This is a genomic window from Haloferax sp. ATCC BAA-644, from assembly GCF_000336975.1.
In the GTDB taxonomy this organism is placed as follows: domain Archaea; phylum Halobacteriota; class Halobacteria; order Halobacteriales; family Haloferacaceae; genus Haloferax; species Haloferax volcanii.
The window spans coordinates 200,808-223,853 of the sequence record NZ_AOLF01000002.1 but is presented as its reverse complement, the minus strand read 5'-3'; the positions used below and the strand labels follow the sequence as shown (position 1 = coordinate 223,853).

At 67.5% G+C, this 23,046-nt stretch carries 23 protein-coding genes and 1 pseudogene; 16 read left to right on the top strand and 8 right to left on the bottom strand.

The genetic code is table 11. The features are described from left to right. Positions 1–194 precede the first annotated feature (194 nt). The 7 genes from C458_RS02460 to C458_RS02430 are packed head-to-tail and all read left to right on the top strand — an operon-like array spanning position 195 to position 5,606. Positions 195–587 carry an urease subunit beta gene (locus C458_RS02460; protein ID WP_008572909.1) on the top strand — a complete coding sequence of 131 codons (393 nt, stop codon included), beginning with the start codon at positions 195–197 and terminating at the stop codon, positions 585–587. After that, positions 584–2,290, top strand: coding sequence for an urease subunit alpha (gene ureC, locus C458_RS02455; protein WP_008572907.1), 1,707 nt, complete (start codon positions 584–586; stop codon positions 2,288–2,290). Before C458_RS02460 ends, ureC begins: the two co-directional genes overlap by 4 nt. Continuing rightward, positions 2,287–2,661 (top strand): urease subunit gamma, encoded by a 375-nt coding sequence (locus C458_RS02450; protein ID WP_008572905.1) that lies wholly within the window; start codon positions 2,287–2,289, stop codon positions 2,659–2,661. The genes ureC and C458_RS02450 overlap by 4 nt, the downstream gene beginning before the upstream one ends. Then, positions 2,658–3,281: an urease accessory protein UreG gene (ureG, locus tag C458_RS02445; protein WP_008572903.1), complete on the top strand. Its 624-nt coding sequence runs from the start codon at positions 2,658–2,660 to the stop codon at positions 3,279–3,281. The genes C458_RS02450 and ureG overlap by 4 nt, the downstream gene beginning before the upstream one ends. After that, positions 3,281–4,186 carry an urease accessory protein UreD gene (locus C458_RS02440; protein ID WP_008572901.1) on the top strand — a complete coding sequence of 302 codons (906 nt, stop codon included), beginning with the start codon at positions 3,281–3,283 and terminating at the stop codon, positions 4,184–4,186. The genes ureG and C458_RS02440 overlap by 1 nt, the downstream gene beginning before the upstream one ends. After that, positions 4,186–4,914, top strand: coding sequence for an urease accessory protein UreE (locus C458_RS02435; RefSeq protein WP_008572900.1), 729 nt, complete (start codon positions 4,186–4,188; stop codon positions 4,912–4,914). The genes C458_RS02440 and C458_RS02435 overlap by 1 nt, the downstream gene beginning before the upstream one ends. After that, complete coding sequence (locus tag C458_RS02430; RefSeq protein WP_008572899.1) at positions 4,911–5,606, top strand: urease accessory protein UreF; 696 nt, start codon at positions 4,911–4,913, stop codon at positions 5,604–5,606. Before C458_RS02435 ends, C458_RS02430 begins: the two co-directional genes overlap by 4 nt. Before the next feature lie 38 nt (positions 5,607–5,644). Here the strand turns inward: C458_RS02430 and C458_RS17700 are convergent. The 6 genes and pseudogenes from C458_RS17700 to C458_RS02400 all read right to left on the bottom strand — a co-directional run. Next, a pseudogene (locus tag C458_RS17700) lies at positions 5,645–6,155 on the bottom strand (amidohydrolase family protein); the annotation flags it as partial. Between the two features lie 23 nt (positions 6,156–6,178). Beyond that, a complete protein-coding gene (locus C458_RS02420; RefSeq protein WP_008578735.1) occupies positions 6,179–6,763 on the bottom strand; it encodes an NTP transferase domain-containing protein in 585 nt (194 codons plus the stop codon). Then, positions 6,760–7,902: an XdhC family protein gene (locus C458_RS02415; protein ID WP_008572896.1), complete on the bottom strand. Its 1,143-nt coding sequence runs from the start codon at positions 7,900–7,902 to the stop codon at positions 6,760–6,762. Before C458_RS02415 ends, C458_RS02420 begins: the two co-directional genes overlap by 4 nt. Positions 7,903–8,018: 116 nt before the next feature. Beyond that, positions 8,019–8,888, bottom strand: a complete 870-nt coding sequence (locus C458_RS02410) for a xanthine dehydrogenase family protein subunit M (RefSeq protein ID WP_008572895.1) — start codon at positions 8,886–8,888, stop codon at positions 8,019–8,021. Then, the gene (locus C458_RS02405) at positions 8,885–11,248 is read right to left on the bottom strand and encodes a xanthine dehydrogenase family protein molybdopterin-binding subunit (RefSeq protein ID WP_008572893.1); all 2,364 of its coding nucleotides are present in this window, start codon (positions 11,246–11,248) and stop codon (positions 8,885–8,887) included. The genes C458_RS02410 and C458_RS02405 overlap by 4 nt, the downstream gene beginning before the upstream one ends. Before the next feature lies 1 nt (position 11,249). Then, positions 11,250–11,726, bottom strand: coding sequence for a (2Fe-2S)-binding protein (locus C458_RS02400; protein ID WP_008572892.1), 477 nt, complete (start codon positions 11,724–11,726; stop codon positions 11,250–11,252). Positions 11,727–12,650: 924 nt separating this feature from the next. Here C458_RS02400 and C458_RS02395 point away from each other — a divergent pair. From C458_RS02395 to C458_RS02355, 9 genes are all read left to right on the top strand, one after another. Then, positions 12,651–13,970 (top strand): Zn-dependent hydrolase, encoded by a 1,320-nt coding sequence (locus C458_RS02395; RefSeq protein ID WP_008572890.1) that lies wholly within the window; start codon positions 12,651–12,653, stop codon positions 13,968–13,970. Positions 13,971–13,996: 26 nt separating this feature from the next. Next, positions 13,997–14,413 carry a DUF3830 family protein gene (locus C458_RS02390; RefSeq protein WP_008572888.1) on the top strand — a complete coding sequence of 139 codons (417 nt, stop codon included), beginning with the start codon at positions 13,997–13,999 and terminating at the stop codon, positions 14,411–14,413. Positions 14,414–14,772: 359 nt separating this feature from the next. Continuing rightward, a complete protein-coding gene (locus C458_RS02385) occupies positions 14,773–16,200 on the top strand; it encodes a uracil-xanthine permease family protein (protein ID WP_008572885.1) in 1,428 nt (475 codons plus the stop codon). A gap of 86 nt (positions 16,201–16,286) precedes the next feature. Then, positions 16,287–17,666, top strand: a complete 1,380-nt coding sequence (locus tag C458_RS02380; protein ID WP_008572884.1) for a dihydroorotase family protein — start codon at positions 16,287–16,289, stop codon at positions 17,664–17,666. An 81-nt stretch (positions 17,667–17,747) separates the two neighbouring features. Continuing rightward, the gene (gene uraD, locus C458_RS02375; protein ID WP_008572883.1) at positions 17,748–18,254 is read left to right on the top strand and encodes a 2-oxo-4-hydroxy-4-carboxy-5-ureidoimidazoline decarboxylase; all 507 of its coding nucleotides are present in this window, start codon (positions 17,748–17,750) and stop codon (positions 18,252–18,254) included. Between the two features lie 97 nt (positions 18,255–18,351). Further along, positions 18,352–19,338: a factor-independent urate hydroxylase gene (gene pucL, locus C458_RS02370; RefSeq protein ID WP_008572882.1), complete on the top strand. Its 987-nt coding sequence runs from the start codon at positions 18,352–18,354 to the stop codon at positions 19,336–19,338. 1 nt (position 19,339) lies between these two features. Beyond that, positions 19,340–19,690 (top strand): hydroxyisourate hydrolase, encoded by a 351-nt coding sequence (uraH, locus tag C458_RS02365; RefSeq protein WP_008572881.1) that lies wholly within the window; start codon positions 19,340–19,342, stop codon positions 19,688–19,690. Between the two features lie 593 nt (positions 19,691–20,283). Beyond that, positions 20,284–20,469, top strand: coding sequence for a hypothetical protein (locus C458_RS02360; RefSeq protein ID WP_008572880.1), 186 nt, complete (start codon positions 20,284–20,286; stop codon positions 20,467–20,469). 112 nt (positions 20,470–20,581) lie between these two features. Further along, positions 20,582–20,983 carry a hypothetical protein gene (locus C458_RS02355; protein ID WP_008572879.1) on the top strand — a complete coding sequence of 134 codons (402 nt, stop codon included), beginning with the start codon at positions 20,582–20,584 and terminating at the stop codon, positions 20,981–20,983. A 49-nt stretch (positions 20,984–21,032) separates the two neighbouring features. On the opposite strand, the gene C458_RS02350 is transcribed toward C458_RS02355, so the two are convergent. Further along, a complete protein-coding gene (locus tag C458_RS02350) occupies positions 21,033–22,166 on the bottom strand; it encodes an ABC transporter ATP-binding protein (protein ID WP_008572878.1) in 1,134 nt (377 codons plus the stop codon). Positions 22,167–22,176: 10 nt separating this feature from the next. Next, positions 22,177–23,043 (bottom strand): carbohydrate ABC transporter permease, encoded by an 867-nt coding sequence (locus tag C458_RS02345; RefSeq protein WP_008572877.1) that lies wholly within the window; start codon positions 23,041–23,043, stop codon positions 22,177–22,179. Between the last annotated feature and the right edge of the window lie 3 nt (positions 23,044–23,046).

Genomic DNA, 23,046 nt, shown 5'->3' with positions numbered 1-23,046 from the left:
CGAGACCGTCCCGTGTCGAGTGCGTTCTACCATCAGTCACGTAGTCGAAGAACACACGCTAAACTGCTTGGTAATTGCGCAATATTGTCTTATATGACTGCTATTAATATATTTGTCTTGGAATTCAATCTCACGATGGTTGATTGTGTACCCGAACAACTTCGAACGTCGCGTCGTCGAGGTGACCCGTGGAGATGACGGGTGACTTCGTTCCGGGGGAAGTGATTCCCGGCGACGGGACCGTGACGCTGAACGAAGGCCGCGAGACGGCCGAAGTACCCGTCGGCAACGCGGGCGACCGCCCGGTTCAGGTCGGCTCGCACTTCCACTTCTTCGAGGCCAACGCGGCGCTGTCGTTCGACCGCGAACGGGCCTTCGGGATGCGATTGAACATCCCCGCCGGGACGGCCGTCCGGTTCGAACCCGGCGACGAGCAGACCGTCGAACTCGTCGCGCTCGGCGGGAAGCGACGTGCGCACGGGATGAACGGACTGGTGAACGGGAGCGTCGACGGCGATCCCGGCGCGGCGCTGGAGCGCGCCCGCGAGGCGGGCTTCGGAGACACGGGCCTCGGGGGGGACGAATGACGCGAGAGATAGACCGCGGGGCCTACGCCGATCTCTACGGCCCCACCGTGGGCGACAAGGTCCGCCTCGGCGACACCGACCTGTTCGCCGCGGTCGAAGCGGACTACCGAACCCACGGCGACGAGGCGGTCTTCGGGGGCGGAAAGACGCTCCGCGACGGCCTCGGAATGGCCCCCGGTGTCACCCAAGCGGAGGGCGCGCTGGATTGGGTCATCACGAACGCGACCGTCATCGACCCGGTGGTCGGCATCGTCACGGGCGACATCGGCATCCGAGACGGCGACATCGTCGGCGTCGGCAAGGCCGGCAACCCTGACACGATGGACGGCGTGGACATGGTCGTCGGCCCTTCGACGGACGTGTACCCCGCCGAGGGGAAGATTGCGACGGCGGGCGCGCTCGACATCCACGTCCACTGGAACTCCGCCCAACTCCACGAACACGCGCTGGCGTCGGGGATTACGACGATGCTCGGCGGCGGCTACGGCGGCGGTGCGACGACCTGCACGACGGGCCCGGAGAACATCAAGCGATTCCTCCAGGCGGCCGAGGCGTGGCCGGTCAACGTCGGCTTCTACGGCAAGGGCAACGCCTCGGACCCCGCGCCGCTCCGCGAACAGGTTCGAGCGGGCGCGTGCGCGCTCAAACTCCACGAGGACTGGGGGTCGATGCCGGACGCCATCGACACCTGTCTCAATGTGGCCGAGGCAGAGGACGTGCAGGTGTGCATGCACACGGACACGCTGAACGAGGCCGGGTTCGTCGAGAACACGTTCGGGGCCGTCGACGGTCGGACGATGCACCTCTTCCACATCGAGGGCGCTGGCGGCGGCCACGCCCCCGACATCATGCGGATGGTGGGCGAACCGAACATGCTCCCCTCCTCGACGAACCCCTCGATGCCGTACACCGACAACACGTTCGACGAGCACCTCGACATGGTGATGGTGTGTCACCACCTCAACTCCGACGTTCCCGAGGACGTGGCGTTCGCCGAGTCCCGTGTCCGCCCGGAGACCATCGCCGCCGAAGACGTGCTCCACGACGAGGGTGCCATCTCCATGATGACGACCGATTCGCAGGCGATGGGGCGCATGGCAGAACTCGTCCCGCGGACGTGGCAGACCGCATCGAAGATGAAAACTCAGCGCGGCCCGCTCCCCGAAGACGAGGGGTCTGGCGCGGACAACTTCCGCATCAAACGCTACATCGCCAAGTACACCGTCAACCCCGCAATCGCGGCCGGCATCGACGACTACGTCGGCACGCTCGAACCCGGCAAACTCGCCGACATCGTCCTGTGGGACCCCGCGTTCTTCGGCGTCAAACCCGCGATGACGTTCAAAGGCGGGTTCCCCGTCCACTCCGAGATGGGCGAGGCGAACGGGTCGCTCATGACCTGCGAACCGATTGTCCAGCGCAACCGCGCCGGCGGGGTCGGCAAGGCGAAACACGGGCTGTCGCTTTCGTTCGTCTCGCCCGCGGCCGCCGAGGCAGGCGTCGGAGACGCGTACGGCCTCGATACGCGGGTCGTTCCCGTCTCTGGGGCGCGCACCCCCGGCAAGGACGACATGGTCCACAACGATTACTGCCCCGACGACATCGAAATCGACCCCGAGACGTTCGAGGTCACCATCGGCGGCGAACACGTCACCTGCGAACCGGCCTCCGAACTCCCGCTCACCCAACGCTACATGCTATGAAACTCACGCCAAAAGAACAGGAACGGCTCACGATATTCACCGCCGCAGAGGTCGCGCGACGTCGCAAGGAACGCGGCGTCCTGTTGAACCACCCCGAAACGGTCGCGTACATCAGCGACTGGTGTATCGAGCGCGCCCGCGAGGGGCGGTCGGTCGCCGAGATACGCGCCGAGGCCTCTCGGCTACTCGGCCGTGACGACGTGATGGACGGCGTCCCCGCCATGGTCGATATGATACAGGTCGAACCGATGTTCCCCGACGGGACGAAACTTGTCACCGTCCACGACCCGATTCGGTCGGACAGCGTCGGCGGCGTCACGAGCGGCGACGAGGACAGCGACGAGCGTACGGACGGCGGGGCGAGCGCATGAGCCTGACCCACCGCGACGTGGCGACCGTCGGCGTCGGCGGCCCGGTCGGGTCCGGCAAGACGTCGCTTCTGACCGAAATCGTCCCGCGACTGTGCGACGCCGGACTCGACGTGGGCGTCATCGCCAACGACATCCTCACCCAAGCGGACGCGGACCGGCTTCGAGAGCGCTTTGCCGGCGTCGTCCCCGAGGACCTCGTCGCCGGCGTCGAGACGGGTGCGTGCCCCCACACGGGGATTCGCGAGGACCCGTCGATGAATCTCCAGCAGATAGACGCGTTTCTCGCCGACCACCCGGAGTTGGACCTCGTCCTGATAGAGAGCGGCGGCGACAACCTCGCGGCCACGTTCAATCCCGAACTCGCGGACTACTCGCTGTACGTCATCAGCGTCGCGGAGGGCGACGACATCCCCCGGAAACGGGGTCCCGGCGTCGTCGACTGCGACCTGCTCGTCGTCAACAAGACCGACCTCGCGCCGCATGTCGGCGCTGACCTCGACGTGATGGAACGGGACGCCCGCGCCGTGCGCGACGGCCCGTTCGTCTTCACCGACTGCAAGGCGGGAACCGGCATCGACGAGGTCCTCGACCGCGTCCGCGAAGGGGTGTTGTTCGCCTGATGGCCGCCGACGCCCCGCACCCGGCGTTCGAGGGCTACGCGGCCGAGACGGTCCCCCAAGCGGCCGTCGGCTCGCCGGGCAAAGACGGCGTGCTCGCGCTGACCTTCGATTCCGAGGCCGGGGGGACGAAACTCGTGTACGACTACGCGACGGTTCCGTTCCACGTCTCCGGAACGCTCGCACACGACCCGCACCCCGACGCCGAGACGGTCTTCGTCCAGTCACCAACCGGCGGCGTCGCGCAGGGCGACCGCCACGACATCGATATCGAGGCGCGACCGGGGACCGTTGCGCACGTGTCGACGCAGAGTTCGACCAAGGTCCAGTCGATGACGCGCAACTACGCCGCCGCGGACGTGTCGCTGTCGGTCGCCGGGGGCGCTCACCTCGACTACGTCCCGGAGCCGACCATCCTCCACGAGGGGTCCCGCTACCTCCAGCAGTTCCGCGTCACGCTCGACGCGGGCGCGACGGCCGTCGTCGGCGATATCGTCGTTCCCGGGCGATTGGCCCGCGGCGAGCGCTTCGCCTTCGAGCGCTACCTCTCGCAGATTCGCGTCCACGGATCGGACGGCCTCCTCTTCGCCGACGCGACCCATCTAACCCCCGGGGAGGAAGACCCGACCACCCCCGGCGTGCTGGGCGAGTTCACCGTGTACGGGACGCTGTTCGTCATCGCTCCCGATCGCGACGCCGCGGCGCTGAGCGACGAGTTACACGCGGTCGTCGCCGACGAGACGCTCGAGGCGCGGAGCGGGGCGACGGAACTCCCGAACGGAGCGGGGGTGACCGTCCGCTCCCTCGGCGAGCGCGCCGAGACCGTCAAAGCCGCCCTGCAAGCCGCGTGGGACCGGGCACGACGAGAACTCGTCGGCGCGCCCGCACCCGAGGGGAGGAAGTACTGATGCTCCTCGCCGAAACCTACCTCGGCCACCGTGACGACCCGTCGCTCGCCGACAGACTGGCCGCGTCGGCCGAGAACGAAGCCGACGCCGACGGGCCATCCGTCTACCGCGTCGTCCTCTCGGACACGGAGCGGCGGCGTTCTCGGGTTCGGACGCGGACGACCGACGGGACCGACCTCGGCATCGTCGTCGGCCGCGACCTCTCGGACGGCGACGTGCTCGAAACCGACGCTGGGACCCCCGTCATGGTCGAACTCGCGGGCACAGCTGCGCTGGTGCTGACGCTCGGCGACGACGTCGCCCGAACCGCGGCGCTGGCGCTCGGCCACGCGCTCGGCAACCGCCACCTCAACCTCGCCGTGCGGGGCGACGAAATCCTCGTCGCGGTCACGGACTCACGCGACCGACTCGAGGAGATTATCGACGACCACCTCACGGACGCGTCCCTGCGGTACGAGACGGTATCGCCGACGACGTTCGACGACGGGGGGGCTGCGCCGCACGACCACGCTCATTCGCACGGGAGCGACGAGCACACGCCTTCACATTCGCACGACGGCGACGGGCACTCCCACTCGCACGAAAGCCGCCCCCGCCCATTCGGCCGCCCGCACTCGGACACCGACACCGACACCGACGCTGACGCCAACGCCGACCGCGACGCCGACGGTGCCAAGGGTACCCCCGCGAACGGGACGACCGACAACGAGGAGCGTGAGGGCCGATGAGCGACGACGCCGCCCTCGAATCCCTTCGGCTGGCCGACTCGTTCCTCCCGGTCGGGACGTACTCGCTTTCGTACGCGCTCGAACAGTTCGTGGCCGACGACCGCGTTACCGACGCCGACGACCTCCACGACCTGCTGTCGGTGTACCTCCGCCGCCAACTCGGGCCGAGCGAACTTGTCGCGCTTCGCGCCGCGCACGAGGCCGCCCGCGCGGACGACCTCGAGCGCGTCTGTACCGCCGACCGACGGCTCACCGCGGTAACGCTGTCCGCCGAGTTCAGAGACAGTTCGGAGCAGTCGGGCGACCGGCTGCTGTCGCTCCAGTCGGACCTCTCTACCGCCGACGATTCCGACTTCCTCGACCGATACGCCGACCGTGTGGCCGACGGCGCGCCGGGGAACTACGCCGTCGTCCTCGGCGTCGTGACCGGCTTGGCGGGCATCGAACTGCGGCAGGCATGTCTCATCTGCGTCCACGGCTTCGTCACCGGCCTCCTCGGTGCCGCCCAGCGGCTACTCTCGTTCGGACACACGAGCGCCCAGCGCGTCCTCACCGACCTCAAGCCGGCGCTGACCGCGGCAGTCGACGACAGCGCCGACCGGACGCTGGACGAGATGGTGCCGTTCGCGCCGCTGATAGACGTTCTCGCCGCCGAACACGAGCGCGCTGACCGGCGGCTGTTCGCGAGCTGAGCGTCTCCGGCGTATCTCCGGCGGTCCTGTTTTTCCGGTCAGGCGTCCACGAAGTCGAACTCGACGGCGTTCGCTCGCCGCCGAATCTCCGACGCATCGACGTGCGGGAGCCGTCGTCGTAGCGCACGTCGCCGTCGACCATGGTGAACACCACGTCGTCGCCGTGGGCGGCGAAGACGAGATGAGACAGCACGTCGTGTATCGGCGTCGCGCGGTGCGGTCGGCGTCGATACCGACGATGTCGGCCTTCCACCCCTCGCGGAGTTCGCCGACGCGGTCGAAGCCGGCGGCTTTCGCGCCGTTGCGAGTCGCCATCTCGAAGACCGTCGCGGCGGGCGTGCTCGTCGGGTCGAGCGCATCGACTTTCTGGAGGAGACTGGCCTGTCGCATCTCGGTGAACGCGTCAAGCGTGTTGCTGCACGGCGGGCCGTCGTTGCCGAGCGCGACGTTGATGCCGCGGTCGAGGTAGTCCGCAATCGGTGCGATGCCCGACGCGAGTGTCATGTTCGACGACGGACAGTGCGTGACGTGCGTTCCGGTCTCCGCGAGGTCGGGCGCTCCGACGACCGCCGTCAGCGGTGTGCTTCGAGGTCGGCTACCGTGTCGATGTCCGCGTGGATACCGGGGTCGTCCACGGCGAGCCGGTGGACTCGAACGTCTTCGAACAGGGCGCGCGCACCCGCGTCTCCGGCGAGCCTCCCGAACCGGCCGAGCGCCGCCGCGTCGAACACGACGGGGTTTCCGCGCCGCCCGTCGTACATCGGGACGACGACGTGACGGTCGCCGTCGTCCATCGCCGCGACGAGGGCGTCGTAAGTCGAACTCTCGACGGCCGGCATATCGCCGAGCGCGAACACGCCGACCGACCCGCCGCGCGACAGTACCTCGTCCGCCCCGAGCCGAACCGACGTGCTCTGCCCCGCGTCGTATCGCTCGTTGCGGACGGTCGTCAGTCGCTCTCCGAGCGGTTCTAACGCCCGTTTGACTCGTTCGGCGTCGTGTCCGAGGACGACCACGGTTTCATCGACCGGCGACTCGACCAGCCGCCGGGCCGCGCGGCGGACAACCGGTTCGCCGTCGAGCGGCTGGCAGAGCTTGTTCCCCCGTTCGAACCGGGTTCCCGCCCCCGCGGCGAGCAGGATGCCCACCCGGGTCATCCGAGCTCGGGCCGCCCGTGAATCGGGCCCGCGCGGTCGGTCAGCCGTGCCCCGCCGCGGCCGTTGTGAACCGCGAGCAGTTCGCTGACGATGCTCAGCCCGACGGTCGACGGCTCGTCGCCGCCGATGTCGAGCCCGCACGGGGCCGCGATTCGCTCGCGGTCGGTCGCGTCAAGCTTCCGGACCATCGCCTCGCGGAGCTGGTCGAACCGCCGCCGCGGGCCCATCACGCCGACGTACGGAACCTCGGTTCCGAGTATCGACTCCAGCGCGAGTCGGTCGTCGACGAAGTTGTGCGACATGAGCACGACGTAGGTGTGGTCGGGCGCGTCGACGAGGGCCGCGAGTTCGGCGGGGTGTACCGCGGTCACTTCGCTGGCCGCCGGGAACCGACTCTCGTCGGCGTGCGCCCCTCTCGCGGCCGCGACGCGGACGCGGAAGCCGGCCTGCGCGCCGAGCGACGCGACGGGGTTGACGTCTCCGTGGCCGCCGAAGACGAGCAGCTCCGGCGTCGGCGCGAGGTCGTTTGCGAACACCCGCACGTCGCCGTCGCTCGTCCGCACGTCGAGCGTCGCCGCCGCGCCGGACGCCGCCCCGTCGAGCCGCGATTCGGCCTCGGCGACGACCGCCTCGGGGAGGTCGGGACGGCCCTTCGAGAGCCGTTCGCCCCGTCCCCGCGTTATCACCGTCCGGTCGCCGACGCCGGTTGCCGGGTCGTCGGTCTCGACGGCGGTGAGCACCGTCGCCGCGCGTTTCTCGCGGAGTTCGCTCAACGCGGGGTCGAAGCTCGCGTCGACCGGCTCGACGAGCACGTCGATGACGCCGTTGCAGCCGAGTCCGAGCCCCCACGCGTCGGCGTCGCCTCCCCGGAGGTCGAACGTCTCCAGTCGCGGCGTCCCGCTCGCGCTCACCCGCCGCGCGGTCTCTGTCACCGACTCGGTTATACAGCCGGCGGTGACCGCGCCGAGTCGCTCGCCGTCGGGCACGACGACCATCCGCGCCCCCGGTCGGCGGTAGCCCGACTCCTCGACGTTCACGACGGTCGCGACGACCGCGTCCGACCCCGAGCCTCGCTGCTCGCGCATCGACTGCCGAACGCTGTCTGTGGTCGCGCTCCACGGGTCGTCTGTCGTTCGCATCGTTCAGTCGCCCTCCCGTACTCCCGTCAGCACCATTGATTTATCGGTCGGTTCGGTGGCCCCGCCGCACGGGGCGGTCGGACGAACACGCCCACACGCCCCGCTCGGCCGGCGGTTCACGGCTCCGAAGCGGCCCGCTCGATTGCCTGTCGGCAGTACGTCCGGACGAGCCGTCGCCGGTACTCCTCGGTCGCCGCGTCGTTCGCCAGTAGCGACGCCGTCTCGACATCGTCGAGTGCGGCGGTCGCGGCCTCGGTCGCAACGTCGCCGTCGACGACCCTGCCGACGGCCTCGTCGACGAGCGCGCGTTCGACGTTCGGGAGCCGAATCGGATACGGCTTGGCCCCGTTCACCGCGACCCGCGCCGAGCGCACGACCCCGTCTTCCGTCTCGAACGCGGCCGCGGCACCGACGACGGCGTACCCCGAGTACTCCGAGGTTCGGACGTAGCCGCTCCGTTCGACGCTCGGCACCTCGATTCCGGTGACGAGTTCGTCCGCGTCGAGCGCGGTCGTTCCGGGACCGCGGAACCAGTCGTCCGCCGCTATCGCCCGCCGGCCGGCCGGCCCGCGAGTGACGACTCTCCCGCCGAGTGCGAGAAACGCCGCCGGCGCGTCGTATTTCGGGTCGGCAAACACGAGGTTGCCCGCAATCGTCCCGCGGTTTCTCGCCTGAAAGTCGCCGACCGAATCGGTCGCGTCGGCCAGCGCCCGCGCGCGCTCCGCGACGGTCGCGTCGGTTGCAATCTCGTCGTGGGTCACGAGCGCGCCGATAGCGACGCCGTCGCCCCGCTCCGTGATTCCGCGCAGTTCGTTGAGGCCGCTCACGTCTATCAGCCGGTCGGGGGTCTCGATGCCGTCTTTCAGCAGGGGTACGAGACTGTACCCGCCGGCGATGACGCGCGTCTCGGCGGCGTCTGCGAGTCGCTCGACCGCCTCCGACACGGTCTCGGGTTCGACGTACTCGACCGACTCGAACGCCGTCATCGGTCCCGGTCCTCCCGCAGCGCGGTCCACACCGTCTCGGGCGTAATCGGGAGTTCGGTCGCCCGGACGCCGACGGCGTCGTGTATCGCGTTCGCAATCGCGGCGGGCGGCCCGAGTATCGAGACCTCGCCGACGCTTTTCGCGCCGAACGGCCCCGTCGGCTCGTAGGTTTCGACCAACTCCGTGTCGATGTCGGGGAGTTCCGGCGCGTGCATCACCTCGTAGTCGCGGAGCCCGCGGAACTCCGGCGCGCCCCGGTCGTCCAGCGGGAGGTCCTCGGAGACCGTCTGTCCGAGTCCCATGACCGCGCCGCCGATGACTTGGCCGCGAGCGCCCGCGGGGTTAATCGCCTGTCCGCAGTCGACGGCGTTCACGAGTCGGCGCACTTCGAACTCGCCGGTCTCGGTGTCCACTTCGACCGCCGCGAGCTGCGCCGCGAACGGCTTGGGCGAGAGCGCAGTGTAGTGCTTCCCGGTCCCGGTGAGTCGCCGCTTCGGCCCGTGAACCCCCTGGAACGCCTCCGACGCGAACCGCTTGAGGGCTATCGACTCTCCGCCGGGGAACCGGACCTCGCCGTCGGCCAGTTCCACGTCGTCCGGGGCGACTCCGCGCCACTCGGCCGCGAGGTCGCGCACCTTCGCCGCGAGGTCGCGCGCGGCCTTCTCGGTCGCGTTCCCGCTGATGTAGGTCGTACTGCTCGCGTACGCCCCGTTGTCCCACGGTGTCGCGTCGGTGTCGTCGGCCTTCACGTGGACCGACTCGATGCCGAGTCCGAACACGCTCGCCGCAATCTGGCCCATCACCGTCTCAGAGCCCTGTCCGGTGTCTCCGACGCCGACCCGGACGGTGAGCGTCCCGTCATCTTCCAGCGTGATGTTACACCGGGAGAACTCGCTGCTCGGGACGCCGGATTTCGCCATTGCCAACGCGACGCCGTACCCGCGTTGGTAGCGGTCGTCGGCCGGTTCCTCGGGGCCGTCAGCCCAGCCGAGCGTCTCGCAGGCGCGTTCGAGACACTCCTTGACGCCGACGGATTCGAGGGTTCGCTTGCTCTCGCTGTACTCCGGTTCGAAGCTCTCGTCGCCCTCCTCGACCGCGTTTCGCCGCCGCAACTCGACCGGGTCCATCCCGATGGCCGCGGCGACCTCGTCGAGGTGGCTCTCGATGCCGAACGTCCCCTGTACCGCCCCGTACCCGCGCATCGCGCCGCCGGGCGTGACGTTGGTGTAGACCGCCCGCCCGGTGAAAAGCCGGTTCTCGAAGGGGTAGACCGACAGCGGTTCGTGGGCTGCGTTCATCAGCACCGCGGAGGCGTGACAGCCGTACGCGCCCGTGTTCGAGGTCACGTCGACGTGTATCGCCGTGAGCGTCCCGTCCTCCCGGACGCCGGTCTTGACGCGGACGGTCTGGGCGTGGCGCGTCTGCGCCGCGTGGAGGTCCTCCTTCCGGTCGTTTTTGAGCCGGACCTTCTCGCCGGTTTCGAGCGCGAGCGCCGCGCCGATGAACTGGTTCGGGAGCGTGTCCTGTCTGACGCCGAAGCCGCCGCCGACGCGGGGCTTGACGACTCGAACGTCGGTGCGGTTCAGGCCGAACACGCGGGCGATTTTGTCGCGGCAGATATGCGAGACCTGCGTCGTCGTCCGCAGGACGAGTCGCTTTCGGTCGTCCACCCACGCGATGGTCGTGTTCGTCTCCATCGGGAGGTGGTGGACGGCCTGCGTCTCGTATTCCTCTTCGACGACCTCGTCGGCCGCCTCGAACCCGTGTTCGACGCTTCCCTCCTCGTGGCGGGTTTCGCAGACGACGTTCCGCTCGGGGGCCGCGTTCTCCTGTGGGTTCTCGTACGGCTCCGGGTGGAGCGTCGGCGCGTCCGGCTCCATCGCCTCGTGGGCGTCGAGGACGTGGTCGTACAGTTCGTAGTCGACTTCGATGGCCTCGACGGCGGCATCTGCGGCCTCGGCGGTTCGCGCGGCGATGGCGGCCACCGGCTCGCCGACGAACCGGACCGTCTCGTTCAGGACGCGCTCGTCGAACGGCGCCGGGGCCGGGTAGGGGAAACCGGTTCGCGTGAAGCGGTCCTCGGGAACGTCCTCGTGGGTGAGCACCGCCTTCACGCCGGCTATCGCTTCCGCGGCCTCGGTGTCGATGGACCGAACGCGAGCGTGCGCGTGCGGGCTTCGAAGCACCTTCGCGGCGAGGGCGCCGTCGGTCGGCACGTCGTCGGTGTAGCGTGCCTTGCCGGTGACGAGCCCCCAGCCGTCGACTTTCTCGACGCTCTCCCCGACGGGGGCGTCGTCTCCGCGCGCCTCGCTGGTCGACTTCGCCGCCGTCTCGGGGTCGCCGGTGTCGGACCGAGGCATCTTACTCGGTGCCCTCGGACGACGCGTCCGACCCGGAGAGGCGGTCGGCCGCCGCTTGCACCGCCTCTATCTGCTGGACGTAACCCGTACAGCGACAGATGTTGCCGCTCAGCGCGTCTGCGACCTCGCTCTCGGTCGGCTCGTCGTTCCGCTGGAGGAGGTCGTACGAGGCGAGCAGTACGCCGGGGATGCAGTAGCCGCATTGGGCGGCCCCGTGTTCGAGGAACTCCGACTGGAGGGGATGGAGGTCGCCGTCGTCGTCGGCCAGACCCTCGACGGTCATCACGTCCGCCCCGTCGCAGCTCGCCGCCGGAACGAGACACGACCGGGTGACTCCCTCGCCGTCGAGGATGACGTTGCATGCCCCGCAAACGCCCTCGTCACAGCCGTTTTTGACGCCGTAGTACCCCGCTCCGCGGAGCGTCTCCATGAGCGTCTCGCCGGACGAGACGGCGAACTGTTCGTCTTCACCGTTCACGCTCGCTCGGATTACGGTAGTTGACGTACTATCTTGAATCATTCTTGAATATATCGGCTTCCATACGCAATTAAATATTCTGGTAGGGGGCATAATTGTGCCAGCATTCGCTCGATTGTCCGGTTCACGAGCGCGGTCTTCGGGAGCGGTCTCGATGTCGCCGGTGTGGTCGTTTCGTTCGTCGTCCCCCCAGCCTCACCCCGTCTCGCACCGACCCCGCCTGAGTCCCGATTTGACGATACCGTTTGAAATAGTCGAACGAGTTCCGCGGGAGGTTCGAGCGCGCTGGGGCGACCGCTCGCGGCCCGCGCGAGACACGATACTGTTTGTCAGCACGAAGGGTCGTGCGTCTGCAATAGAAAATTACAACCGTAAATTTGTAATCTATCGCGAGGAGTTCATCCAAGGACGGGAGCACACGCCGTGGTGCCGTTGTACCCCGTCGCGCGTTCGAGCATCTTGGACGTGCCGAGATAACCACCGTCGCTCGGCGGCGGCTAACGGAGCGGTATCACCCCACTTTCGTCGAGTGCGCTCGATGTCTCGCTCGGACGGGATGAGTAATCGGGTTCGGGCTGGTCGTGCGGGCCGTTGTCGGGCGCACTTGTCTCGTCGGCGTTTGAAATAGTCGAACATTCTGATCCGGGGCTCCGATTGGACCTGTGTATATATTCACTAAATTCGAAAAACATCGAGTATTCTGACCACCAAATCGCCATCTCGCGAAACGTTTATCAACAAGTGGTGTTACTCTCGGGGTAAGTACGCAATGATACCTTTCAGACCGAAGCCGACAGCCGCCGACCGCCGGCTCCGGACGACGGGGACGGGCGGCGGTTCGGTCGCGGACGTTCCTGCCTCGCCGCGACACGGTGCCACCCGGCGGCGGAATCGACGGCGCAGCGGTCGCCGTGACGGGGGACCGTGACGGCCCCGACTCGCGGCAGTGCGGGTCGCGTTTCGTTCGACATCGACGGCGACTCTCTCCGCGAAGACATCGAGCGAACGGCGGTATTCGGCTCGGTAGACACCGAACACGGGCGCGGTCGAACCGCACTCCCCGCCGACGCGGCGAACGGGCGGGCCCGCGATTACCTCGTGAGCCGCCTCAAAGCGGTCGGTCTCGACGTCCGTATCGACGCCGTCGGCAACATCGCCGGGCGGTGGACCCCGAACGGCGTCGATCCGGACGCGGCCCCGGTCGCCGCCGGGAGCCACCTCGATTCGGTTCCGAACGGCGGCATCTTCGACGGACCGCTCGGGGTCTACGCCGCGGTGGAGGCCGTCCGAAGCATCCGCGAGAGCGACCTGACGCCCGCTCGCCCGCTCGAAGTCGTCTGCTTCACCGGCGAAGAGGGGACCCGCTTCGCCGACGGCGTCCTCGGGTCGACGGTCGCCGCCGGGAAACGCGGCGTCGACGAGACGCTCGCGCTGACGGACGGTGACGAGACGCTCGAAGACGCCCTCGACCGCGTCGGCTACCGCGGTTCGGGCCGCCTCGACGCGAGCGCGTGGGACGCGTGGGTCGAACTCCACATCGAACAGAACACGCGCCTCGGAGACGCCGGCGTCCCTCTCGGTATCGTCACCGACATCACCGGGACCGCGCGGTGCCACGTCGGTATCGAGGGGCAGGCCGACCACTCGGGGACGACCGAGATGACGGCGCGCCACGACGCGCTCGCGGCCGCGAGCGAACTCGTCTTGGAGGTCGAGCGGCGCGCCGCGGACATCGCGACGACCGGCAGCGGCACCGCCGTCGGCACCGTCGGCCAACTCGACGTGGAGCCGAACGTCGTCAACGTCGTCCCCGGCGCGGCCTCGCTCCGCCTCGACCTCCGGTCGGTCGAGCGCGAGGAGATACGCCTCCAGTTGGACGCGGTCGAACGGGCGCTCGACGCGGTCGAGACCCACCGCGGCGTGACGACTTCGTTCGACTGCACGTACGACGTTCCGCCGACGCCGCTGTCGGAGCGCTGTCGGCGGGTCGCGACCGAGGCGGCCCGCGCGTACGACATCGAGACGCTGTCGCTCCACTCGGGCGCGGGCCACGACACGATGCGGGTCGCTGACGTGACCGACGCCGCGCTCGTGTTCGTCGCCTCCGAGAACGGCCACTCGCACTCACCGAGAGAGCGGGCCGGCTGGGCCGACTGCACCGCCGCGACCGAAGTGCTCGCGGGGACGCTCGCCAGACTGGCGACGGCGGGCGACACCGAGACGGGCGACACCGAACGAAACTAACCACCATCACACGAACCACTACACCCATGTTACAGCTAGAAATCGGAGACCGGACGTTCACCGCAGAACTGCACGGAGACCGCGCGCCCGCCTCCGTCGAGGCGGTTCGAGAGTTCCTCCCGCTGGAGTCGGAACTCATGCACGTCCGCTGGAGCGGCATCGCGACGTGGATAAACATCGACGAAATCGACCTCCCCGAGATTCCGCGGGAGAACCACACCGTCTACCCGTCGCGGGGCGACCTGCTTCTCTACCCCGGCTACCGGAACGAACAGGAGATTCTCGTCCCCTGCGGCCCGACGTGCTTCAAGAGCCCCGCCGGTGAAATCGCCGGGAACCACTTCGCGACCATCGACGCGACGGCGGAGGAGCTGAAGGCGATCGAGGAACTGACGCTCCGGGAGGGCGTCCAAGACGTCGTCATCCGGGAGGTATCGGAGTGACCGACATCGCGGTCCTCCACGACGTGCTTTCGGCCGCCGCGCGGAGCGACTACCTCGTACTCGCGTGCCCCTCACCGAGACGACGCGCGGCCTCGTCGACGAGCGGCCGTTCAACGCGCTTCCGACCGTCGGTATCGCTCCGTCCGTAGGCGGGGACGCCGCGGGCGGTCGCACCGGTAGCGCGTGCCCTCGATGAGCGGCGCGATTGAATACGTTCTCTCGACGATTTCCACGACTGTCTCGCTCGACGAGCGAGCGCTATCTGTACGTGTGTTCTCACTCGAAGGAAAACATCATTCATAGACATATTAGGTGAATAAGGGGTAGTTTCAAAAGTCAGTCTCGTGTCGTGTGAGCTGATGACTAGCACCCCCGCCACCGATGCGGAGACCGACTCGGTTGTACTGTACGATATCGAAGACAGACCGCCGCTGAGCGAGGCGGTCCCGCTGGGAATCCAACACGTCCTCGCGATGTTCCTCGGCAACGTCGCGCCGCCGCTCATCCTCGCGGGCGCGGTCGGTTCGGTGTCGGGCCAGACGACGTTTCTCGTGCAGATGGCGCTCATCGTCGCCGGCGCGGCGACGCTCGTGCAGGCCTTCCCGGTCGGTCCCGTCGGCGCTCGATTACCAATCGTCATGGGCACGAGTTTCGCGTTCCTCGGCCCGCTCATCGGCATCGGCCAACAGTTCGGCATCGCGGCGGTGTTCGGCGCGTCGCTCCTCGCCGCGCCCGTCGAGTTGGTGATGGGCGTCACGCTCGACCGCTTCCAGAAGTACTTCCCCCCGCTCGTCACGGGCATCGTCGTGATGCTCATCGGGCTGACGCTCATCCCGACGGGGATGAACTACGCCGCGGGCGCGTCCGCCGGCCCCTCGGCCGCCGGCTACGGCTCGTTTGCGAACCTCGGCCTCGCGGGGCTCGTCTTGGTCGTCACGGTCGTTCTCAACCAGTTCTTCGCCGGCTTCCTCCGCGTCATCAGCGTCTTCGTCGGCATCGTCGTCGGCTACGTCGCCGCCATCGCGCTCGGGATGGTCGACTTCACCGCCGTCGCGACCGCGGGGTGGATAACCGTGCCGACGCCGCTCAGGTTCGGCCTCGAATTCCCGCCCAGCGCCGTGCTCACGGTCGCGTTCCTCTACGTCATCACCGGCCTCGAAACCATCGGCGACATCTCCGGCACGGTGTCGGCGACCGGCCGGAACCCGACCCGCAAGGAGTTCCGCGGCGGCCTCGTCGCCGACGCCGTGATGAGCGCGTTCGCCGCGCTGTTCAACGCGCTTCCCAACACGTCGTTCTCCCAGAACGTCGGTCTCGTGAGCTTCACCGGCGTCGCGAGCCGATACGTCGTCGGCATCGGCGGGGTCGTCCTCGTCGTGCTCGGCTTCGTCCCGAAGGTCGGCGCGGTCGTCTCCGTGATGCCCGACGCCGTCCTCGGCGGGGGTGCGCTCATCCTCTTCGCGATGATTTTCTCCTCGGGAGCGCGAATCATCACGCAGAACGTCACGCTCGACCACCGGAACTCGACGATTCTCGCGCTGTCGATGGCGTTCGGCCTCGGCGTGGCGTTCCGCCCGGAGGTGCTCCAGAACTTCCCCGCCGAGGTGCAGACGCTGTTCGGCTCCGCGCTCGTCACCGGCGGCTTCACCGCGCTCGCGCTCAACGTCGTGCTCCCCGGCGGCGGCGTCGGTCTCGGCCCGACCGAGCACACCGACGGCCTCGACCCGGAAGACCTGACCGAACTGTCGAGTTCTGAGTCGTCGCCCTCCGCTCCGGTCGACGACTGAGTTCGCCCCGTCTGCTGCTTTCTCCCCCCAGTTCGCCCCGCGGTCTACCGGTACGTATAATTCGCTCCACCGAGGAGTGTGTCGTGATGACTGTTGACACGATACTCGGCGGCGGGACCGTCGTCACCGCGTCGCGGACGTTCGACGCCGCGGTCGCGGTCGACGAGGGTCGAATCGTCGGCGTCGGCGACGAGGACGCGCTTCCCGCGGGAACGAACCGAATCGACGCGACCGGACTGCTCGTCATGCCCGGCGTCGTCGACCCGCACGTCCACGTCGACGACCACGTCTCCATCGACACCTACCGGACCGCGACCGGCGCGGCGGCGCTCGGCGGGGTCACCACGTTCATCGACTTCGCGTGGCAGGCCTACGAGGGCGCGGACAGTCCGTGGGACGAGCCGGCGACCCTCTCGGAGGGCCTCGAACGCAAACGCGCCCAACAGGAACGGGCGCTCGTCGACTTCGGATTACACGGCGGGATTCTCCGGGAGGACGACGCGGTCTTCGAGGAGATTCCGGCGCTCATCGACGACGGCGTGACCTCGTTCAAGATGTACACCGCCTACGAGTTCGGCGTCTCGAACGGCTTTCTCAAGCGGATGTTCGACCGCCTCGCCGAACACGACGCGGTCGGCGTGGTCCACAGCGAAGACGACTCGGTCTGCCGGGCGCTCACCGCGGCACTCCGGGCCGCTGGCGAGGACGCCCCCGAGACGTACCCGCAGTCTCGCCCCGACTACGCCGAGGCGATGGCCGCGTCCGACGCGGTCACGCTCGCGACCGAGGCCGGGGCGAAATACTACGGCATCCACACGACGTGCCGGGCGGCCGCCGACGCGCTCGCCCGCCACCGCGAGGACGGGTCGCAGGTCAGAGCGGAGACCTGCACGCACTACACGACGCTCGACGACTCCGTCTACGCGGAACTGGGGAACCTGCCGAAAATCGCGCCGCCCATCCGCAAGGAAGACGACGTGGAGGCGATGTTCGAATACCTCCGCCGCGGCGTGCTGAGCGTCGTCTCGACGGACCACGTCGCCTCGAAGCGCGCCGACAAGGCCGACCGGCCGTGGTGGGAGGGACCGTTCGGCGCGAACGGCGTGCAGGTCAGCCTCCCGGTGTTCCACGACGAGGCGGTCAACGAGCGCGGGCTCTCGTACCCGTTTCTCGTCCGCGTGATGTGTTCGAACCCGGCCGAGACGTTCGGCCTCCCGAACAAGGGCACGCTCGAACCCGGAACCGACGCCGATATCGTCCTGTTCGACCCCGACGAGACGTACACGATTTCCGCCGACGCGAACGCCTCGAAGGCGGACTACTCGATTTACGAGGGTCGGGAGGTCACGGGCCGGGTGACGAAGACGCTCGTCCGCGGCGAGGTCGTCGCGGCCGACGGTGAGGTCGTCGGCGACCCCGGCCACGGCCGGTTCGTGGAGCGCGAGCGCCCCGATTGGAGCGCGTGAGTCGGGCGCCCCCGCCGGGACCCATCGAGCGCCGGGTTCACGCGTAGGTTGAAGTGTCGAGGTCACGCACGCCAAACAACGATGCACGAACTCACGCTCCAGCAGGTAAACCGCCTCGACGACGACTCGTTCGTGGACGCGCTCGGGGAGATATACGAACACTCGCCGTGGGTCGCCGAGCGGGCGCGGTCGTCGCGACCGTTTTCGTCCGTGGACGAACTTCGGTCGGCCATGAAGCGCGCCGTCGAGGACGCCTCACGCGAGAAGCAACTTCAGTTGCTCCGGGCGCACCCCGACCTCGGAGAGCGGACCGAGATGACCGACGCCTCGGAGGCGGAACAGGCGTCGGCCGGGCTGGACTCGCTCTCGCGGAGCCAGTACGAGACGTTCCAGCGGTTGAACGAGACGTACCGCGAGCGGTTCGGCTTCCCGTTCGTCATGGCGGTGAAAGACGAGACTCCCGACGCGATTGCCGCGGCGATGGAACGGCGAATCGACCACTCGGAGTCGGCGGAGTTTCGGACCGCGCTGGACGAGGTCCACACGATTGCGGAACTCCGGTTGGCGGAGCGGTTCTCGTCAGAATAGGAATCGACTGTCTGTCTGAATCAAAGCCGAAACGCGTCGCGTATGTCACGCGAACGCAAAGATTTTTGTTTAACGATGCACCTTTCATAGACGAATTATGACAGCGCAACAGTCACCGGTGGACGGTGACGCCCCGGACAGCGGCGAACAGCGAACCATGAACTACGGAAAGGAGAACGTCGCCGTCTACCGGACGTACGCGACCCCGCTGGAGGGCGTTCGCACGATTCCGGAGTCGTCGTTCGACGGGCGGGACAACGTGCTGTTCGGCCTCGACGTTCGCGTGCAGGTCGAAGGCGAGGAGTTCCTGCCGTCGTTCAGCGAGGGCGACAACGCGAAGGTCGTGGCGACGGACTCGATGAAGAACTTCATCCTCCACCACGCCGGCGAGTACGACGGTGCGACGCTCGAAGGCTTCCTGGAGTTCGTCGGGTCGGAGTTCTTGGACACCTACTCGCAGATGAACGCCGTCGAGGTATCGGCCGACGAGATTCGCTTCGACGAACTCCCCGTCCCCGACGACGACGGCGACGGGTTCGAGGCGAGCGACCTCGTCTTCCGCGTCTCCGACAACGAATCCGGCTTCGGCTCCGTCTCGCTTTCGCGCGAGGACGATGAGCCGGTCATCACCGACCAGACGAGCGGCGTCACCGGCCTCGAACTGGTCAAGGTCAAGGGGAGTTCGTTCACCGGCTACGTCCAAGACGAGTACACGACGCTCCCGGAGCGCGAGGACCGAACGCTCTACATCTCGCTCGATATCTTCTGGACCTACGACGGCCCCGAAGACGCGCTCGGCGAGGACCCCGAACAGTACGTGCCGTCCGAGCAGGTCCGCGACATCGCTCACGTCGTCTTCGACGAGGTCGACTCGAATTCGATTCAGGACCTCATCTACCAACTCGGCCTGCGCGTCCTCGAGCGCTATCCGCAGCTCGCGTCCGTTCAGTTCGAGGCGAACAACCGCACCTGGCTCAGCGTCCGCGACGACCTCGACGGCGACGCCAGCGTCCTGCGGGAGCCGCCCGCGCCGACCGGCTTCCAGCAGTTCTCGATGGACCGCGGCGACCTCGACGAGCAGTAAGATGAGCGCGGGAGTAACCACGCACGTCCTCGACACCAGCAGCGAGGGACCGGCGGCCGGCGTCGATGTCACGCTTCAAAAACTGGATTCGTCCGGCGAGGCGGAGACGGTCGGCCGCGGCACGACCAATGATGACGGGCGGGTCGATGAACCGCTTTTGTCGGGCGACGCGATGGAGACCGGAACCTACCAACTCCTGTTCGAAGTCGGCCCGTACTACCGCGACGGCCCCACGGAATCGTCGTTCTTGGAGACGGTTCCGGTCCGCTTCGTCATCGACGATGCCAGCGAGCACTACCACGTTCCTCTGTTGCTGTCGCCGGGGAGCTACACGACGTACCGGGGAAGCTGAGACGCCGATTGGGACCATGGCCCGCCGCCCCGACAGGAACGCCAGAACGAACTAACAGTAATTCGGGAATATCGAAAAAATACTATATTTAGTACCTATTTTGAGGACGGACGATGGACCCACTCGTCTCGGAGCCCGCCGTCGGATACTCGCCGGTTTCGAGACCTCGCTACCAGAGTACAACCGACGCACAATCACTGTACCCGACGAAATCGACCGCACTGGCGCTACCGACTCGAACATCACGCGAGGCCGTCGTTCGTGCTGACGACGCGAGAGTCGCTCCGAACCGGCACGTATCGAAAGATCGGCCCTCGAGGGCCTGAGAACTGCGTCTAGTCCTTTTTTCGTCTGTTGGTTCCTTCGGACGGGCCGTATCGACCGACCCGTTCACTCCTATCCTACCGTAGAGAAAGACGATTGCCTGCTCGTACACCTCTCAGTACTCTATTATATACTAGATTTATAGATAAACCGTTCTTTCGACTGTTGATTCACCGTCTACCCGAAGCCGGCCGCCGTCTCTCTCGGGTGTCGATTCCGCGGTTCGGGGCCACTACCTTTTCGTCCGAGGAGTCGCTACTGCCGACGCCATGGGCGTGATGAGCAAGCTTCGACGGCTGCTCGGACTCGTAGAGGGCCACGAAGACGAAGTCGCCAAACAGGTCGGCAAGCGGACGAAGGTGAGCGAGGAGCGAGCCAAGAAAAGCATCGAAAAGGCGACTGACGCGGTCCAAAACGGCTCTGACTCCGGTTCGGGAGGTCGGAGTAGCTACTGACCGCTGGTGGTAGTGGTGGTGCAGGGACCGCGACGGGCGGTCGACCGGGGGGAAGTCGGCCGCTCGCAGTTCTCGGCGGACCACTCATAACGGTCCGCCTCGCACACGGACTATGTCCGAATCTCACGCGCCGTCGCTCGACGGGCGCGTCTTCAAATCGGTCGCCAACGCCGAGGGCGGCGACGTCGGCGGCGACACCTACTTCTGGTTCGACCAGTCCGACGACCTGCTTCACGCGACGTACCGCGGCGGAACCGTCAGGCTGGGCCACCTCGTCGGCCTCCACCGCGGCGACACGCTCGACTTCCGATACTCCCACGTCACCGACGACGGGACGACCGCGACCGGGCACTCGACGGACCGCATCGAGCGACTGGAAGACGGCCGCCTCCGCCTCCACGAGGACTGGTCGTGGGACTCGAAGCCGGGGTCCGGCACGAGCGTCCTCGAAGAACTCACCGACGAGGAGCGGGCGGGATTCGACCTGTCGCCCGAGGCGTTCGACGGGCGGTAGCGACGCGCCCCGCGCTCGCTTCGCCGCTCGCCGCTCGCCGCTCGCCTCGTCAGTCGGCTACGACGCTCTCGGTCGCCCGCTCGGGAACCGACGAGTGGTAGACGGCGTCGCCGTCCGCGTCGAACAGGTGCAGGCGGTTCGTATCGACGGCGAGTTCGACGGTGTCTCCGGCCGCGATTCGGCTTCGCGGCTCGACTTTGACCCGAATCTCCTCGTCGCCGAGGCGACAGTGCAGAAGCAGGAGTTCGCCGAGCGGTTCGGTGACCGTCACCTCGGCGGTGAACGACTCCGACGCCCCGGCGGTGTTCGAGACGAGAGACACGTCTTCGGGTCTGACGCCGAGCGTGAGACCGTCGTCGTCCACGTCGTCCAGTCCGGAACCGGCGGGGAGCGTGAGCGAGAGTCCCGGCGCTTCGGCGACGTGTTCGCCCCTCTGCCGCCGGACCGCCACGGGAACGAAGTTCATCGCGGGCTCGCCGACGAAACCGGCGACGAACCGGTTCGTCGGGTAGTCGTACAGTTCCTGCGGCGGCGCGACCTGCTGGAGTTTCCCGTCTTCGAGCACGGCGACTCTGTCGCCGAGCGTCATCGCCTCCGTCTGGTCGTGGGTGACGTAGACGGTCGTCGTATCGAGGTCGCGGTGGAGTTTGAGCAGCTCGGCGCGCATCTGCACCCGGAGCTTCGCGTCGAGGTTCGAAAGCGGCTCGTCCATCAGGAACACGTCCGGCTCGCGGACGAGCGCCCGGCCGATGGCGACCCGCTGTCGCTCCCCGCCGGAGAGCTCCTTCGGTTTCCGGTCGCGGAGGTGCGCGATACCGAGCGTCTCGGTGGCGTCTTCGACGCGCCGTTCGATTTCGTCGGCGGAGAAGTCGCTGGCCGATTTCATGCCGAACTTCATGTTCTCGGCCGCCGTCATGTGGGGGTACAGCGCGTAGTTCTGAAACACCATCGCGATGCTCCGGTCCTTCGGCGGCACCTCGTTGACGACGCGGTCGCCGATGGCGATGGAGCCGTCCGTCACCGATTCGAGGCCGGCGAGCATCCGGAGCGTCGTGGATTTCCCGCACCCCGAGGGGCCGACGACGACGAGGAACTCCCCGTCGTCGATGTCGAGGTCGATGCCCTTCACGGCGCGCACGTCGTCGTACGTCTTCCGTAGGTTCTGAATCGTGATGTCTGACATGGTGAGTTCGCTATTTCTGTTGGATGGTGAGCGTTCGCAGGAGCGGTCGGTGCAGCACGACGAGCACCGCGAGCGGCGGGAGCAACGCGAGGACCGCGCCGGCCATGATGAGCCCCCACTGCGTCAGCCCCGCCTGCGCGGAGCCCTGGAGGTACCGAATCCCCACTTGGACGACCTGACTGCTCTTGTCGGTCACGACGACCAGCGGCCAGAGGAACTGGTTCCACGTGTAGATGAACGTGATAACGCACACCCCGGCGATCATCCCTCTCGACATCGGGACGAGCACCCTGAACAGGAAGGTGAGCGGGCCGACGCCGTCGAGGCGCGCGACCTCGACGAGCGAGGCCGGGATTCCCATGAACTGCTGGCGAAAGAGGAACACGGCCGTCGCGCTCGCGATGTACGGCCCGGTCAACGCCAACAGGGAGTTCGTCCACCCGAGGTCGGCCATCAACTGGAACAGCGGGACGATTCGAACCGGCACCGGCAACAACAGCGTCAGCAGGATGAACATGAACACCGCCCGCTCGTACGGGAAGCGGTAGTAGACGAGCGCGAGCGCCGCGAAAAGCGAGAGCGTGACTTTCCCGACGACGACGACGACGCTCATCACCAACGAGTTCAGCATGTACGTGCTGAAGTCGTAGTTCACGAGCGCGTCCGAGTAGTTCGACAGCCCCTTCGACCCGAGGCCGAGGTTCGTCACCTGATACACCTCCGATGTCGACTGCGTGCTCATGATAATCGCGAGCAACAGCGGCGACGCCATCAGGAGAATCGAGAAGACGATGCCGCCGTGCAGCAGCGCGTCGTCCGGCAGTCGGTGCGCGAGTCTTCCCGCGTCGAACGTCGTTGTGTCTGTTTCTGTGGCCATCTC